17 protein-coding genes, 1 tRNA gene and 1 pseudogene are annotated in these 14659 nt (G+C 56.3%); 14 read left to right on the top strand and 5 right to left on the bottom strand.

Features of this window, described 5'->3' with window-relative positions; all coding sequences use genetic code 11:
* Nucleotides 1-4 precede the first annotated feature (4 nt).
* From rbsK to AO277_RS23140, 3 genes are read left to right on the top strand one after another with little or no spacing between them, the layout of a single operon-like run.
* Nucleotides 5-925, top strand: a complete 921-nt coding sequence (gene rbsK / locus AO277_RS23130; RefSeq protein WP_044318885.1) for a ribokinase — start codon at nt 5-7, stop codon at nt 923-925.
* Nucleotides 922-1326 carry a D-ribose pyranase gene (gene rbsD / locus AO277_RS23135; RefSeq protein ID WP_044318886.1) on the top strand — a complete coding sequence of 135 codons (405 nt, stop codon included), beginning with the start codon at nt 922-924 and terminating at the stop codon, nt 1324-1326. Before rbsK ends, rbsD begins: the two co-directional genes overlap by 4 nt.
* Before the next feature lie 22 nt (nt 1327-1348).
* Nucleotides 1349-2374, top strand: a complete 1026-nt coding sequence (locus tag AO277_RS23140) for a nucleoside hydrolase (protein WP_002553153.1) — start codon at nt 1349-1351, stop codon at nt 2372-2374.
* Nucleotides 2375-2401: 27 nt separating this feature from the next.
* Here AO277_RS23140 and AO277_RS23145 read toward each other — a convergent pair whose 3' ends face one another.
* Nucleotides 2402-2596, bottom strand: a complete 195-nt coding sequence (locus tag AO277_RS23145; protein ID WP_002553154.1) for a hypothetical protein — start codon at nt 2594-2596, stop codon at nt 2402-2404.
* Between the two features lie 309 nt (nt 2597-2905).
* Here AO277_RS23145 and AO277_RS23150 point away from each other — a divergent pair, with 309 nt between their 5' ends.
* Nucleotides 2906-3247, top strand: coding sequence for an I78 family peptidase inhibitor (locus AO277_RS23150; RefSeq protein WP_002553155.1), 342 nt, complete (start codon nt 2906-2908; stop codon nt 3245-3247).
* Nucleotides 3248-3313: 66 nt separating this feature from the next.
* On the opposite strand, the gene AO277_RS23155 is transcribed toward AO277_RS23150, so the two are convergent.
* Nucleotides 3314-3526 (bottom strand): cold-shock protein, encoded by a 213-nt coding sequence (locus AO277_RS23155; RefSeq protein ID WP_002553156.1) that lies wholly within the window; start codon nt 3524-3526, stop codon nt 3314-3316.
* A 295-nt stretch (nt 3527-3821) separates the two neighbouring features.
* A complete protein-coding gene (locus AO277_RS23160; protein ID WP_044318887.1) occupies nt 3822-4127 on the bottom strand; it encodes a hypothetical protein in 306 nt (101 codons plus the stop codon).
* A gap of 360 nt (nt 4128-4487) precedes the next feature.
* Between AO277_RS23160 and thrS the strand changes: the two genes are divergently transcribed.
* The 9 genes from thrS to AO277_RS23205 all read left to right on the top strand — a co-directional run bounded on the left by thrS (nt 4488) and on the right by AO277_RS23205 (nt 11944).
* Nucleotides 4488-6410 (top strand): threonine--tRNA ligase, encoded by a 1923-nt coding sequence (thrS, locus tag AO277_RS23165; protein ID WP_002553158.1) that lies wholly within the window; start codon nt 4488-4490, stop codon nt 6408-6410.
* A complete protein-coding gene (gene infC, locus AO277_RS23170; protein ID WP_170855886.1) occupies nt 6410-6961 on the top strand; it encodes a translation initiation factor IF-3 in 552 nt (183 codons plus the stop codon). The genes thrS and infC overlap by 1 nt, the downstream gene beginning before the upstream one ends.
* A 60-nt stretch (nt 6962-7021) precedes the next feature.
* Nucleotides 7022-7216 (top strand): 50S ribosomal protein L35, encoded by a 195-nt coding sequence (gene rpmI, locus AO277_RS23175; RefSeq protein WP_002553160.1) that lies wholly within the window; start codon nt 7022-7024, stop codon nt 7214-7216.
* 29 nt (nt 7217-7245) lie between these two features.
* Nucleotides 7246-7602: a 50S ribosomal protein L20 gene (gene rplT, locus AO277_RS23180; protein WP_002553161.1), complete on the top strand. Its 357-nt coding sequence runs from the start codon at nt 7246-7248 to the stop codon at nt 7600-7602.
* A gap of 104 nt (nt 7603-7706) precedes the next feature.
* Nucleotides 7707-8723, top strand: coding sequence for a phenylalanine--tRNA ligase subunit alpha (gene pheS, locus AO277_RS23185; RefSeq protein WP_002553162.1), 1017 nt, complete (start codon nt 7707-7709; stop codon nt 8721-8723).
* Nucleotides 8724-8751: 28 nt separating this feature from the next.
* Nucleotides 8752-11136: a phenylalanine--tRNA ligase subunit beta gene (gene pheT / locus AO277_RS23190; protein ID WP_044318888.1), complete on the top strand. Its 2385-nt coding sequence runs from the start codon at nt 8752-8754 to the stop codon at nt 11134-11136.
* 3 nt (nt 11137-11139) lie between these two features.
* Nucleotides 11140-11442: an integration host factor subunit alpha gene (gene ihfA / locus AO277_RS23195; protein WP_002553164.1), complete on the top strand. Its 303-nt coding sequence runs from the start codon at nt 11140-11142 to the stop codon at nt 11440-11442.
* Complete coding sequence (locus tag AO277_RS23200; RefSeq protein WP_002553165.1) at nt 11423-11779, top strand: MerR family transcriptional regulator; 357 nt, start codon at nt 11423-11425, stop codon at nt 11777-11779. The genes ihfA and AO277_RS23200 overlap by 20 nt, the downstream gene beginning before the upstream one ends.
* Before the next feature lie 88 nt (nt 11780-11867).
* A tRNA-Pro gene (locus AO277_RS23205) sits at nt 11868-11944 on the top strand.
* Between the two features lie 76 nt (nt 11945-12020).
* On the opposite strand, the pseudogene AO277_RS23210 reads toward AO277_RS23205, so the two are convergent.
* Nucleotides 12021-12328: pseudogene (locus tag AO277_RS23210) on the bottom strand (tyrosine-type recombinase/integrase); the annotation flags it as partial.
* A gap of 185 nt (nt 12329-12513) precedes the next feature.
* Here AO277_RS23210 and AO277_RS29310 point away from each other — a divergent pair.
* Nucleotides 12514-12819 (top strand): hypothetical protein, encoded by a 306-nt coding sequence (locus AO277_RS29310; protein ID WP_044318890.1) that lies wholly within the window; start codon nt 12514-12516, stop codon nt 12817-12819.
* Nucleotides 12820-12959: 140 nt separating this feature from the next.
* Here the strand turns inward: AO277_RS29310 and AO277_RS23220 are convergent, their stop codons facing one another.
* Nucleotides 12960-14195 (bottom strand): aromatic ring-hydroxylating oxygenase subunit alpha, encoded by a 1236-nt coding sequence (locus AO277_RS23220; protein WP_044318891.1) that lies wholly within the window; start codon nt 14193-14195, stop codon nt 12960-12962.
* Nucleotides 14196-14659: the final 464 nt, after the last annotated feature.

Raw genomic sequence — 14659 nt, forward strand, 5'->3', positions numbered from 1 at the left:
AGCCATGCAAGCAAAAATAGTGATAGTGGGCAGCCTGAACATGGATCTGGTCATCCGCGCCCAGCGTCTGCCGCGCCCCGGCGAGACGCTGAGCGGGGAGACGTTCGACACCGTGCCTGGCGGTAAAGGCGCCAACCAGGCAGTTGCCGCAGCGCGCCTGGGTGGCAGTGTGGCGATGATCGGCTGTGTGGGTGCCGATGCCTACGGGGAACAGCTGCGTGCAGCACTGCTGGCCGAGCATATCGACTGTCAGGCCGTGACGGTCGTTGAAGGCGTGTCCACCGGGATCGCTTCGATTTTGGTCGACGCCAGCAGTCAGAATGCAATTGTCATCGTTGCTGGAGGCAATGGTCGGCTCACTCCGGCATTGATCGAGCGTTTCGACGCATTGCTGGCGGGTTCCGGGATCGTCATTTGCCAGCTTGAAGTACCGACTGAAACAGTTTTCCACACCCTTACCCGCGCCCGCGCGCTGGGCAAGACCGTCATTCTCAATCCTGCCCCGGCCAGCGAGCCTTTGCCGGCAAACTGGTATGGCCTGATCGACTATCTGATCCCCAATGAAAGCGAGGCGCAGACCCTGACCGGTGTGACTGTCGACTCCTCGGCGGCGGCTGAAGAGGCGGCAGCGGCCATGCTGGCGGCCGGGGCGCGCAACGTAATCATTACCCTGGGTGAGCGTGGAACCCTGTTCGCCAGTGCTGCGGGCGTGGAACATATCCCTGCGCGTCGTGTACAGGCCGTGGACACCACCGCTGCAGGTGATACCTTTGTCGGTGGTTTTGCCGCAGCACTGGCGGCGGGTCAGAGTGAATCGCAGGCCATTCGCTTCGGTCAGGCCGCGGCAGCCATATCCGTGACCCGCGCGGGTGCCCAGCCGTCCATCCCGACGTTCGAGGAAGTAAAGGAATTCGATTCACTATGAAAAAGACCCCGCTACTCAACATTGCCCTGTCTCGCGTCATTGCGTCGCTGGGGCATGGCGACATCCTGATGATCGTCGACGCTGGAATGCCAGTACCGGCAGGCGTCGAGCTGATCGACCTGGCGCTGACTCGCGGCGTACCTGATTTCGTCAGTGTGCTGGACGTGGTGCTGAGTGAGATGCAGGTCGAAAGCCATGTGCTGGCCAACGAAATGGCCGAGGTCAAACCTCCCGCATTGCAGGTCATCGAAAGCCTGAACCTCGATGATCAATTGGGTCAGCAGCGCTGGATAAGCCATGAGGACCTGAAAGTATTGAGCCGCAAGGCCAAGGCAATCATCCGTACCGGAGAATGCCAGCCGCACAGTAATGTGGCGCTGGTTTCCGGAGTTGTGTTCTAGCTATCAAGAAAGGGAGTTTCATATGACGTTGATGCAGTTTTCCAGACAGTTCATTCGTGGAGCATTGCTCTTGTCCATACTGAGTAGCGCTGCCGTTCAGGCGGCAGAAAAGCGTGATCTGATCATCGATACCGACCCTGGCGCGGACGACGTCGTTGCGTTGCTGCTGGCGCTGGCGTCACCCGAAGAATTGAACGTGATGGCGATCACCACCGTCGCCGGCAATGTCCGTCTGGACAAGACCTCGCGCAATGCCAGGCTGGCGCGTGAATGGGCCGGGCGTGAAGAAGTGCCGGTGTATGCCGGTGCGCCCAAACCGTTGGTGCGCACACCTATCTACGCCGAAAACGTTCACGGTCAGGAGGGGTTGCCCGGCGTGCCCGTGCATGAGCCAGCCAAGGGGTTGGCCGACGGTAATGCAGTCGATTACCTGATCCGCACCTTGAGCAAGGCCAAGCCGCACAGCATCACTATCGCCATGCTCGGTCCGCAGACCAACCTGGCGCTGGCGCTCGTGCAGGCACCGGAAATCACCCAGGGCATCAAGGAAGTGGTGGTCATGGGGGGCGCGCATTTCAACGGCGGTAACATCACGCCGGTTGCCGAATTCAACCTGTTTGCTGACCCGCATGCTGCGCAGATCGTTCTGGCCAGTGGTGTGAAGCTTACTTACGTACCGTTGGACGTGACCCACAAGATCCTGACCAGCGAACAACGCCTCAAGCAGATTGCCGCACTGGGCAATAACGCCGGCAAGCTGGTCGACGGCATTCTCAATGAATACGTCAAACTGGACATGGAGCATTACGGCTTGCCCGGTGGGCCGGTTCACGACGCCAGTGTCATTGCCTGGTTGCTCAAGCCCGAGTTGTTTTCCGGGCGGCAGATCAACGTTGCGGTCGACACCCGCGAGGGCATTGGTTTCGGCCAGACGGTGGCTGACTGGTACGGCACGCTCAAGCAGCCGCAGAATGTATTCTGGGTCGAGAATGGCAACGCTCAGGGTTTCTTCGATCTGCTGACCGAGCGTCTGGCGCGACTGAAGTAACCCATCATGCGGGCTGCAACAGGTGCATCAGACCGGCAGCCCTGCCGTGGCATAACGGCTCAGTACCTGGCTGATGAAGGCGCGGGCACCCTCGGTGCCCAGTTCCTTGATCAGCAGGTCGACGGCAATGATCATCAGCTCTTCCGGGTTTCCGGGGCTGTGCGAGCAGTGGCCCTGAGGCCATCTGGCCTTGATGTCTGCATCCAGAGTTATGGCTGTCATGTCTGTTGATCTCCAGTAAAGGGTCACGCACTACGCTGTTCGCTTCCCGGCGCTTGCGTCTCTCGCAGTAAACCATCCCGCGCACATTTTGACACTTCTACTTACATCTCATCCCGATAGTCCGAGTCTATGGCCATAGGTTGTAAACGTTTTGTGACGATTTCACCGCGCGCCTTGTGTGATCCCAAGGCAGACTCTCGGCCCAGGCAGATCAACAGGTTACCGATGGCTTCTCAACTGAGGTGTGCAACCAACGCGCCTGAGTGCGGTCGGACAGGTCTGGAATGTTTTATTGGCAGAGGAGGGTGTATGCCCCGGAAGTTCGCAACATTGGGTTTTGTGGTCGTGGCGTCGTTGCTGGCCGGATGCAGCAGCACGTCCTCTGATAAGGGCGCTGAAGCGTCCGTCAAGGCAGACGCACCCGCATCCGCCAGTAACGCGATACCTGGCCGTTGTGATGCAGGGCTTGGCCAGTTCGCAATCGGCAAGCCAGCGTCCATCGACCTTCTGTCACAAGTGCGCGCCCGTACCGGTTCTCAGGATGCCCGCATTCTCGGGCCTGACGATATGGTTACGCTGGAATACCGATCCGAGCGGGTAAACGTTAATACCGACGCTTCGGGAAAGGTGACACGCATCAACTGCGGTTGAGTCGGCACTTTTCTGTGGCGCATAAAAAACCCCGTCAGTGACGGGGTTTTTTATGCGCCGAATGAATCAGTCAACGCGGACTTGTTCTGCCTGCATGCCTTTCTGGCCTTTAGCAGCAACAAAAGAAACGGTCTGGCCTTCTTTCAGGCTTTTGAAACCGTCGCTTTCGATCGCTTTGAAGTGTACGAACAGGTCGTCACCGCCACCCTGTGGAGTGATAAAGCCGAAGCCTTTTTCATCGTTGAACCATTTTACGGTGCCGGTTTGGCGATTAGACATGGTGTATCTCCAGAAACATAATTTTCAATAACGTGCTGCTCAGGCCAACTGGGCACACGGGCCTATCATAGTCGAAATGCGCAAAAAGACAGCTACTAAGGTGATCTCTTTAGTCTGGGTCGCTGCATATGCAAAGCGTCATACACATAAAGTGGCTAAATGATGTCTCTGCCAGTCTTGCATCAAGACTATTCGGGATATGCTGAAAGCCCCGCTCTGCAAGGCTTTCAGGTTGGCGGCGGGGCGTAGCTCTCGGCATTTCAGGCATCTGCTTTACTGCGTTAAAAAAAATGATTTATTTTGATTTGGTGCAGTTTTCGGCAACCAGTTTCTGCAGTTTTTGCGTCAATGCAGGGGCAGGAGCGCTATCGTTACTGCTCAATGCTTCGATTTCCTGCTGAGAAAACTCCTTGTTCACTACCCGGGCGCTGCAATCGCAATGAGCCTGCGCGGCCTTGGCATCTTGCTTGTGCTGATTCGCCGCAGCGATGCATTCCTGGGTGAACGTGTCTTGCACGGTTTTTTCCATGGCAGCCTGAGCGCCCCAAGGGGCCGTGACGGCGGCGCAGGCGAGGAGTGCGGACAGACGGGAAAGCTTCATGGTGTTCTCCTTTTGCTGACTTTAGTGAACAAGGAAACGTACAGGATCCTGACTGGTTAAGACGCCCATCACGCCTGCCAGTTCAGGTGACGTGTTATTTGGCGTGATTTACGCATATGAACGTCCGGTGTCGGCCGAGCTGTGCTAGGATGCGCGTCCTGTTATTTTCAAGTGTCCCCATGGCTGATGGCTTTGGACGCGACGCAGGCAGGTTTTTCGTACATTCCAGTCATCTGGTCCGGTTCAAGGTTGGCCCCAAGGCTCCTGCCACTGTGAGGCAGGCATACCACCGGATCACGTACTGGCTCATCCCAACCCACGTGACCTTTGGTAGGGGTCACCACTAGGAGAGGAGGCGCCATGCCAACTATTACTCTTCCCGACGGCAGTCAACGTTCATTCGATCATGCGGTTTCCGTAGCCGATGTCGCGCTTTCAATCGGTGCCGGGCTGGCCAAGGCCACCGTGGCCGGCAAGGTTGACGGCAAGCTCGTCGACGCCTGCGACCTGATCGAAAACGATGCCAGCCTGCAGATCATCACCCCCAAGGATCAGGAAGGACTGGAAATAATCCGTCACTCTTGCGCTCACCTGGTCGGGCATGCGGTCAAGCAGTTGTATCCGACTGCAAAAATGGTCATCGGCCCGGTGATCGACGACGGCTTCTATTACGATATCGCCTACGAGCGCCCGTTCACGCCTGACGACATGGCGGCGATCGAGCAGCGCATGCAGCAGCTGATCGAAAAAGATTACGACGTCATCAAGAAAGTCACCCCGCGCGCTGAAGTGATCGAGGTGTTCACCGCCCGTCATGAAGACTACAAGCTGCGCCTGGTCGAAGACATGCCGAACGAGCAGGCCATGGGCCTGTATTACCACGAAGAATACGTCGACATGTGCCGTGGCCCGCACGTGCCGAATACGCGTTTCCTGAAATCGTTCAAGCTGACCAAGCTGTCCGGTGCCTACTGGCGCGGTGACGCCAAGAACGAGCAATTGCAGCGTGTCTACGGCACTGCCTGGGCTGACAAGAAGCAGCTGGCTGCCTACATTCAGCGCATCGAAGAAGCCGAAAAGCGCGATCATCGCAAGATCGGCAAGCGCCTCGGCCTGTTCCATACCCAGGAAGAAGCGCCGGGTATGGTGTTCTGGCATCCGCAGGGCTGGACCCTGTATCAGGTGCTCGAGCAGTACATGCGCAAAGTGCAGCGCGAGAATGGCTACCTCGAGATAAAGACCCCACAAGTGGTCGATCGCTCGCTCTGGGAGAAATCCGGGCACTGGGCCAACTACGCTGACAACATGTTCACCACCGAGTCCGAGAGCCGCGACTACGCGATCAAGCCGATGAACTGCCCTTGCCACGTGCAGGTGTTCAATCAGGGCCTGAAGAGCTATCGCGAGCTGCCGATGCGTCTGGCCGAGTTCGGTGCCTGCCACCGTAACGAGCCGTCGGGGGCCTTGCATGGCATCATGCGTGTGCGTGGCTTCACTCAGGACGATGCTCATATCTTCTGTACCGAAGATCAGATGCAGGCCGAATCTGCCGCATTCATCAAGCTGACGCTGGATGTCTACGCCGATTTCGGTTTCAAGGACATCGAACTCAAATTGTCCACTCGCCCTGAAAAGCGTGTAGGCTCCGATGAGCTTTGGGACCGTGCCGAGACGGCGCTGGCCTCTGCGCTCGACAGTGCTGGTCTGCCCTATGATCTGCAGCCGGGCGAAGGCGCGTTCTACGGTCCGAAAATCGAGTTTTCCCTGAAGGACTGCCTCGGCCGGGTCTGGCAGTGCGGCACCTTGCAGCTGGACTTCAACTTGCCGATCCGCTTGAGCGCCGAGTACGTTTCGGAAGACAACAGTCGCAAGAATCCGGTCATGTTGCACCGTGCGATCCTTGGGTCTTTCGAACGTTTCATCGGAATTCTGATCGAGCATTACGAGGGCGCATTTCCAGCCTGGCTGGCGCCTACTCAGGCAGTGATCATGAATATCACTGACAAACAGGCCGATTTTGCCCTTGAAGTGGAAAAAACTCTGGCTGAAAGCGGGTTTCGTGCCAAGTCCGACTTGAGAAATGAAAAGATCGGCTTTAAAATCCGCGAGCATACTTTGCTCAAGGTTCCTTATCTCCTCGTGATTGGAGATAGGGAGGTTGAAATGCAAACTGTCGCTGTGCGTACACGTGAAGGCGCTGACCTTGGCTCGATGCCGGTTGCCCAATTCGCTGAATTCCTCGCACAAGCGGTTTCCCGGCGTGGTCGCCAAGATACGGAGTAATTATTATTAAGCGTGAAATGAGACAAGATAAACGAGCTGCACCCAAGGCCCCGATCAATGAAAATATCTCGGCCCGCGAGGTTCGTTTAATTGGCGCTGACGGCGAGCAGATTGGCATCGTCTCGATTGATGAAGCGCTTCGTATTGCCGAAGAGGCTAAGCTGGATCTGGTAGAGATTTCTGCCGACGCACTTCCTCCGGTCTGCCGTGTGATGGATTACGGCAAATCGATCTTCGAGAAGAAGAAACAGGTTGCTGCAGCGAAGAAAAACCAGAAGCAGATCCAGGTTAAAGAAATCAAGTTTCGTCCAGGGACGGAGGAAGGGGATTACCAGGTAAAACTACGCAACCTGGTACGTTTCCTGAGTGACGGGGACAGGGCCAAGGTATCGTTGAGATTCCGCGGTCGTGAGATGGCCCACCAGGAGCTGGGTATGGAGCTGTTGAAGCGGGTTGAAGGTGACCTGCTCGAATACGGTTCCGTCGAACAGCATCCTAAGATGGAAGGACGCCAGCTGATCATGGTCATCGCCCCGAAAAAGAAGAAATAACCACCAGGGCACGGCAGGCCTTGCGGTTATATTTATCAACTGAATGCGGAGTATCCGAACATGCCAAAGATGAAGACTAAAAGTGGTGCAGCTAAGCGGTTTTTGAAAACCGCCAACGGCATCAAGCACAAGCACGCTTTCAAGAGCCACATCCTGACCAAAATGTCGACAAAGCGTAAGCGTCAACTGCGGGGTAGCAGCTTGCTGCATCCGTCTGACGTGGCAAAAGTCGAGCGCATGCTGCGCCTTCGTTAATTTTGATCAAGATATAGAGGAAGTAACTCATGGCTCGTGTAAAGCGTGGCGTCATTGCCCGTAAGCGTCACAAAAAAATTCTGAAACTTGCAAAAGGCTACTACGGCGCGCGTTCACGCGTATTCCGTGTTGCCAAGCAAGCGGTAATCAAGGCAGGCCAATACGCCTACCGTGACCGTCGTCAGAAAAAACGTCAGTTCCGCGCTCTGTGGATCGCTCGTATCAACGCTGGTGCTCGTGTTAACGGTCTGTCCTACAGCCGTTTCATTGCCGGCCTGAAAAAAGCGTCCATCGAGATCGACCGTAAGGTTCTGGCTGATCTGGCAGTGAACGAAAAAGCGGCGTTTGCTGCGATTGTCGAGAAAGCTAAAGCCACCTTGGCCTAAGTCCCCGACAATCACCGGCCCCGGTTCTCCGGGGTCGGTGTTAAACGTCATAAATAGGGGAAGAGCCTTCAGCTCTTCCCCTATTTTGTATCTGGAGTCTGTACATGGAAAACCTGGACGCGCTGGTCTCTCAAGCTCTTGAGGCTGTGCAAAGCGCCGAAGATATCAATGCCCTGGAGCAAATCCGGGTTCACTACCTCGGCAAGAAAGGCGAGTTGACTCAGGTAATGAAGACCCTGGGGAACCTGCCAGCTGAAGAGCGTCCGCAAGTCGGTGCGCTGATCAACGTTGCCAAGGAGCGTGTCACAGAGGTTCTCAATGCACGCAAGGCATCGTTCGAGCAGGCAGAACTGACTGCCAAACTCGCCGCCGAATGCATCGACGTGACCCTGCCGGGCCGCGGCCAGACCTCCGGTGGTCTGCACCCGATTACCCGTACTCTGGAACGTATCGAACAATTCTTCACGCACATTGGCTACGGCATCGCCGAAGGCCCTGAAGTCGAAGACGATTACCACAACTTCGAGGCGCTCAACATCCCAGGCCATCACCCGGCCCGGTCGATGCATGACACCTTCTATTTCAATGCGAACATGCTGCTGCGCACCCATACCTCACCGGTACAGGTCCGCACCATGGAATCGCAACAGCCGCCGATCCGCATTGTCTGCCCAGGCCGTGTGTACCGTAGCGACTCCGATATCACCCACTCGCCGATGTTCCACCAGATCGAAGGTCTGCTGGTTGATCGCGACATCAACTTTGCCGACCTGAAAGGCACCATCGAAGAATTTCTGCGGGTGTTCTTCGAGAAAGAGCTGGCCGTGCGCTTCCGTCCTTCGTATTTCCCGTTCACCGAGCCGTCGGCAGAAGTGGATATGGAATGCGTGATGTGCAGCGGCAAGGGCTGCCGTGTCTGCAAGCAGACTGGCTGGCTTGAAGTCATGGGCTGCGGCATGGTCCACCCGAACGTGCTGCGCATGTCGGGCATCGACCCTGAAGAGTTTCAGGGCTTCGCGTTCGGCATGGGCGTAGAGCGTCTGGCCATGCTGCGTTACGGCGTCAATGATTTGCGCCTGTTCTTCGACAACGATTTGCGGTTCCTCGCGCAATTTCGCTAAGTCGTAACGAACCTTTCAGGAGAGCAGGATGAAATTCAGTGAACAATGGCTGCGTGGCTGGGTAAGCCCGCAGGTTTCCCGCGACGAGCTGGTTGCTCGTCTGTCGATGGCCGGTCTTGAGGTTGACAGCGTCACGCTGGCCGCCGGTGTTTTCAGTGGAGTGGTCGTGGGCGAGGTGCTGAGCACCGAACAGCACCCCGATGCCGACAAGCTGCGCGTGTGCCAGGTCAGCAATGGCAGCGAAACCTTTCAGGTTGTGTGTGGCGCGCCAAACGTGCGCCCCGGTTTGAAAATTCCGTTCGCCATGATCGGTGCCGAGCTGCCGGGCGATTTCAAGATCAAGAAAGCCAAGCTGCGTGGCGTCGAGTCCAACGGCATGCTGTGTTCGGCTGCCGAGTTACAGGCTGGCGAGGGCAATGATGGCCTGATGGAGCTGGCCGCCGATGCGCCGGTCGGTGAGGACATTCGCGTCTACCTGAACCTGGACGACGCCAGCATCGAGGTCGACCTGACCCCGAACCGTGGCGACTGCCTGTCGGTGGCCGGTCTGGCGCGTGAAGTCGGTGCGCTGTACGCCACTGCCACTGACGTCACCCGTCCGCAGATCGCTGCTGTCAGCGCTGTGCACGATGAAGTGCGCCCGGTCGAAGTATTGGCTCCGGCTGCATGCCCGCGTTACCTGGGCCGCGTCATCCGCAACGTTGATCTGTCGCGTCCGACTCCGTTGTGGATGGTCGAGCGCCTGCGTCGTTCCGACGTGCGCAGCATCGATGCCGCTGTCGACATCACCAACTACGTGATGCTCGAGCTGGGTCAGCCTCTGCATGCTTTCGATCTGGCCGAAATCAACGGTGGCATTCGTGTGCGCATGGCGGAGGAGGGCGAGAAGCTCGTTCTGCTCGACGGTCAGGAAGTCAGCCTGCGTGCCGACACCCTGGTCATTGCCGACCACCAGCGTGCTCTGGCAATTGCCGGTGTCATGGGTGGCGAGCACAGCGGCGTAACTGCCGGTACTCGTGACATCTTCCTGGAAAGTGCTTTCTTCGACACCATCTCGGTGGCTGGCAAGGCGCGTTCCTACGGTCTGCACACCGATGCCTCGCACCGTTACGAGCGTGGTGTTGACTGGCAACTGGCCCGTGAAGCCATGGAGCGTGCGACTGGCCTGCTGCTGGAAATCACCGGTGGTGAGGCTGGTCCGATAACAGAAGTGGTCAGCGAACAGCATTTGCCATCGATTGCTCCGGTTACGTTGCGCGCCAGTCGCGTCGAGCAGATGCTCGGTCTGGTCATTGAAAACGCCGAAATCGAGCGTCTGCTGACAGGTCTGGGCCTTGCTGTGGCTGCCGAAGCCGACGGCCAGTGGCGTGTAGAAGTGCCAAGTCATCGCTTCGACATTAGCCTTGAGGTAGATCTGATCGAAGAGCTGGCACGTCTGTACGGTTACAACCGTCTGCCGGTCCGCTACCCGCAAGCCCGTCTTGCTCCTCAGGCCAAGGCCGAAGCCAAGGGCGATCTGCCCGAGCTGCGCCGCCTGCTGGTTGCCCGCGGTTATCAGGAAGCTATTACTTACAGCTTCATTGACCCGAAATGGTTCGAACTGTTCTCGCCGGGCGCCAAGCCACTGTTGCTGGCCAACCCGATTTCCAATGACATGGCCGCCATGCGCGCCTCGCTATGGCCGGGTCTGGTCAAAGCGCTGCAGCACAACCTCAACCGCCAGCAGGACCGCGTACGCATGTTCGAAAGCGGCCTGCGCTTCGTCGGTCAGCTTGACGGCTTGAAGCAAGAGCCGATGCTGGCGGGTGTGGTATGCGGCAGCCGTCTGCCGGAAGGTTGGGCGCAAGGCCGTGATGCGGTCGACTTCTTCGACGTCAAGGCTGACGTCGAAGCGGTTCTGGGGTTTGCCGGTGCGCTGGGTGAGTTCACCTTCAAACCGGGCCAGCATCCCGCCTTGCAGCCAGGCCAGACAGCTCGCATCGAGCGTGATGGTCGCGAAGTCGGCTTCCTGGGTGCCATTCACCCGGAACTGTCGAAAACCCTGGGCCTGGATCGTCCGGTCTTTGTTTTCGAGCTGGTTCTGGCTGAAGTATCGACAGGCCGTCTGCCGAAATTCCACGAGCTTTCGCGCTTCCCGGAAGTGCGTCGCGACCTGGCCTTGCTGGCTGATCGCGACGTTTCGGCCAGTGCGGTTCTGGACGTTATTCGTGAAAATGCAGGCGAGTGGCTCACAGACCTCAGGTTATTTGATGTTTACCAGGGTAAAGGCATTGATCCACATAGAAAAAGCCTTGCAGTCGGCTTGACCTGGCAGCATCCATCGCGCACTCTTAATGACGATGAGGTAAACGCAACGACACTTGCTATCCTCACCTCGCTTGAGGAGAGGTTAAACGCCACGTTAAGGAAGTAGCGTATGGGGGCTCTGACGAAAGCTGAGATGGCCGAACGTCTGTACGAAGAGCTGGGCCTGAATAAACGGGAAGCCAAGGAACTGGTCGAACTGTTTTTTGAAGAAATCAGGCACGCTCTGGAAGATAACGAGCAGGTGAAGTTGTCAGGTTTTGGCAACTTCGACCTTCGAGACAAGCGCCAACGGCCTGGGAGAAATCCCAAGACCGGTGAAGAAATTCCGATTACGGCGCGCCGTGTGGTCACCTTTCGTCCAGGGCAGAAGCTGAAGGCCCGAGTTGAGGCATATGCTGGAACCAAGTCATAACGATGAGCTACCGCCGATCCCCGGCAAACGCTACTTCACCATCGGTGAGGTCAGCGAGCTCTGCGCGGTAAAACCGCACGTTTTGCGTTATTGGGAGCAGGAGTTTCCTCAACTCAACCCCGTCAAGCGACGCGGAAACCGACGGTATTATCAGCGCCAGGACGTGCTGATGATCCGTCAGATCCGTGGCTTGCTCTACGATCAGGGCTTCACCATTGGTGGTGCCCGACTTCGTCTTACCACCGGGGAACCGAAGGACGATACCCAGCAGTACAAGCAGATGATCCGGCAGATGATTGCCGAGCTGGAAGACGTACTGGTTATGCTCAAAGCGTAATTGAGCAACCAGGATACTTCCAAAATTCAAATGCTTAGGGTATATTTCTCAACGTTTTCGCAGGTTGCAAAACAGATACACGCCTAGTCGGGGCGTAGCGCAGTCCGGTAGCGCACTAGCATGGGGTGCTAGGGGTCGAGTGTTCGAATCACTCCGTCCCGACCATATTTTTCAATGACTTAGGCCAATGTTCGCAGCATTGGCCTTTTTCATGCGCGTGACTTTTGCGTGACTCTTTTTTTCATGCCTGCCTCCTCTTCAAAATCGTCAGAACCGGTCCGCGTGAATCGGTGGCTGACACCATGTTCGCGGCTTCAATCAGATGCCCTGGTTCAGCGCCCGATTAAGGGCTGGTGATGCTGCCGTTCTTTTGCCCAAGCAGTGCCTTTCGATCTTCCTGCGTGACGCCCGCGACGACCGAAGGTGCCCCAAGTCGTGAATCCTGATGGACAGATAGCCTGGGAGAGCGTGGCGAAAGTTTTCCTCCGGCCAAAGTTTCGCCGCGCGCACCGTTGCCTTTTTCCAAGCAAAGTCGTTCATCCGGTGCATGCACGCTTTCATCTGGCAGCGTACGCATTATATCGATGCAGTCGCCTACCAATATCTGGTGGCGCTGACTCATATCGAATTCCGAAGGGTGGCGTGAGTTGATTAAGTGGTCTATTAACTTGATGAGGGTCTTAACGAGGAGCGCAGCCTTGGTCGGTAGAATTTCTGATTCAGAACTTCATGAAATGCGGATTCGCAAGCTCCAGAACGACATCTCTGATTCAGCGCGTCTCGGCATACCCGTGAAATTCATGCACCTGTCGGCTCTGACACCCACCAGCAGAGAACATCATGTTGAAAGGCATGGTGAGCTCTTCACCGGGCAGGAGATGCTTGATTGGTGGGCAGAGGGGGATAACCGTGTGCGCTGTCGCTGTGCATGCACCCCAGTGCTTTTAGATAACCAGGGTAGGCCTATGACTCCAGACCTCATGGCTAAAGCCAAGATGGACCTGAAGGCTTTCAAAGCGTCCTGGTCTCATGGTTCTTAGCATTCAGCGTAATAGGCGAGGTGGGGTGTAGTGAACTAATAATTCCCGACACTTCTTTAAGGCGAGAATACTCACCAGGTAGAGGTATCTGCTGTCCACTCCACTACACGCGCCAAAGGCTCACCTATCAATCTGCTCTCCTAGCCAACAGACTTCAAAGGAATCGGACCTTTAATCCTTTCCATCATGGTGGCGCAGTACCAATCATCGAATTGGCAGACGCCGGTCTCGGCGGTTTCGGAATACGGGCCTGGCTCATAGGAGGGCGAGGTCACACCGCGCTGCGTGCCTTCCACCAGGGTACGGTCCTGATCGTTGGTAGCGATCCATACCTTGGTCAGGCGATCAATGTCGTAGTCCACGCCCTCCACGGCAGTTTTGAGGACCAGCCATTTGGTGGTAACCAAGGTTTCCGTCGCGCTGATCGGCAGCACTCGGAAGCTCAAGGCATGGTCACCCAGGAAGTGGTTCCAGGTAGACGGGTAGTTGAAGTACAGCAGTGCACCGATATCCGCTTCGCCGGTGTTATCCAGGCGACTGGTCACCGCTGGTTTACCGTCCATGGTGTAGCTCACCGCGCCCTTGGACAATGGAATACGGGTCATGCGGAACTGGCCTTTGATATCCATCACCAGGCGGCTCGGCAAGCCGGCTTTTTCGCATCTGTTCCAGTAGGCGGAAAGCTCCGGGTCGTCATCGCCGCTAGTGCCGCCCACGGAAAGGTTGTCCACAAACGATTGCAGCAGCTCAGGGTGGGAGCCGTCGCAGTGGTAGCACTCGCGGTTGTTTTCGAACACCAGTTTCCAGTTGCCTTTTTCGACGATATTGGACTCGAAGGCCACTTTGCAGTCATCGAGATTGTGCGGTTCGATGAAGGGCGTTACGGCGTTTCGGAAGGCGTCGAAATCCGGTGCTTTGCTCGCGACACACACATAGATAAAGGTATTCACGATTTCGCAATGGACGCTTTTGAGGTTGTATTCTGACGTGTCGAAGTCTTGCCCCATGTTTCCGGCGAACAGCAGGTTGCCGTCCAGTTCGTAGGTCCACTTGTGGTAAGGGCAGACCATCTTGGCGACTTTGCCATGGTCGGCTTCGCAAATTTTTGCGCCCCGGTGACGGCAGGCATTGTGGAAAGCACGCACTTGGCCGTCTTTACCACGTACCACCACCACCGGATATTCGCCTACCTGCAGGGTGAAGTATTGGCCAGGTTTTTCCAGCTCAAACGTATGGCCGGCGAAGATCCAGTCTTTATGCCAGATCTGCTCCATGTCCTGCCGGTATACACCTTCGTTACTATAAAGCGCTCCTGGGAGTGAGTGCCATGGCTTACGTTGGGCAATCAGGTCAAATACGGTTTGTTTATTATCCATCTTATCCTCCCAGGATAAATAACGTGGGCGCTCAACTTTAAAGGTGATTTTTTTAGTGCTCTAAAAGTTCGGCATTGGTGTACAACGTATAGGGTGCAACAAAGGCATGTTCTCTTTACATGGATGACAGCCTATCGGGCCTGCGGCTTTACCCGCAAACGACATTTCGTACCTGCAATCAATAATTTCAGGTTATCAATCAGTCGCTTCAGTGGGAGGCAACGCGCTTGAGAAGACAGAGTCCAGCGCCGTAATTGCTGAGCATGACTGATCAAGCGAATGAATCGCGTACTTAACCGCGCGGCTTCTATCACGCCCGAGATGGAGGCTGAACAGGTCAAATTTTTGATCCAGCTCATCAGCTGTCACCGCCACTGTAAAAATGACCCCCTAACGCCAACCTAGAATTGACCCCCCTGGGTAAAACTGGCGGCTTTGAGCTGCCAATATGTTGACCCAGGAGC

The organism is Pseudomonas amygdali (assembly GCF_002699855.1).
In the GTDB taxonomy this organism is placed as follows: Bacteria; Pseudomonadota; Gammaproteobacteria; order Pseudomonadales; family Pseudomonadaceae; genus Aquipseudomonas; species Aquipseudomonas amygdali.

Excerpts from the sequence above, each read along its gene's own strand:
- rbsK (WP_044318885.1), top strand. The coding sequence starts at position 5 with ATGCAAGCAAAAATAGTGATAGTGGGCAGCCTGAACATGGATCTGGTC.
- rbsD (WP_044318886.1), top strand. The coding sequence starts at position 922 with ATGAAAAAGACCCCGCTACTCAACATTGCCCTGTCTCGCGTCATTGCG.
- AO277_RS23140 (WP_002553153.1), top strand. The coding sequence starts at position 1,349 with ATGACGTTGATGCAGTTTTCCAGACAGTTCATTCGTGGAGCATTGCTC.
- AO277_RS23145 (WP_002553154.1), bottom strand. The coding sequence starts at position 2,596 with ATGACAGCCATAACTCTGGATGCAGACATCAAGGCCAGATGGCCTCAG.
- AO277_RS23150 (WP_002553155.1), top strand. The coding sequence starts at position 2,906 with ATGCCCCGGAAGTTCGCAACATTGGGTTTTGTGGTCGTGGCGTCGTTG.
- AO277_RS23155 (WP_002553156.1), bottom strand. The coding sequence starts at position 3,526 with ATGTCTAATCGCCAAACCGGCACCGTAAAATGGTTCAACGATGAAAAA.
- AO277_RS23160 (WP_044318887.1), bottom strand. The coding sequence starts at position 4,127 with ATGAAGCTTTCCCGTCTGTCCGCACTCCTCGCCTGCGCCGCCGTCACG.
- thrS (WP_002553158.1), top strand. The coding sequence starts at position 4,488 with ATGCCAACTATTACTCTTCCCGACGGCAGTCAACGTTCATTCGATCAT.
- rpmI (WP_002553160.1), top strand. The coding sequence starts at position 7,022 with ATGCCAAAGATGAAGACTAAAAGTGGTGCAGCTAAGCGGTTTTTGAAA.
- rplT (WP_002553161.1), top strand. The coding sequence starts at position 7,246 with ATGGCTCGTGTAAAGCGTGGCGTCATTGCCCGTAAGCGTCACAAAAAA.
- pheS (WP_002553162.1), top strand. The coding sequence starts at position 7,707 with ATGGAAAACCTGGACGCGCTGGTCTCTCAAGCTCTTGAGGCTGTGCAA.
- pheT (WP_044318888.1), top strand. The coding sequence starts at position 8,752 with ATGAAATTCAGTGAACAATGGCTGCGTGGCTGGGTAAGCCCGCAGGTT.
- ihfA (WP_002553164.1), top strand. The coding sequence starts at position 11,140 with ATGGGGGCTCTGACGAAAGCTGAGATGGCCGAACGTCTGTACGAAGAG.
- AO277_RS23200 (WP_002553165.1), top strand. The coding sequence starts at position 11,423 with ATGCTGGAACCAAGTCATAACGATGAGCTACCGCCGATCCCCGGCAAA.
- AO277_RS29310 (WP_044318890.1), top strand. The coding sequence starts at position 12,514 with ATGCGGATTCGCAAGCTCCAGAACGACATCTCTGATTCAGCGCGTCTC.
- AO277_RS23220 (WP_044318891.1), bottom strand. The coding sequence starts at position 14,195 with ATGGATAATAAACAAACCGTATTTGACCTGATTGCCCAACGTAAGCCA.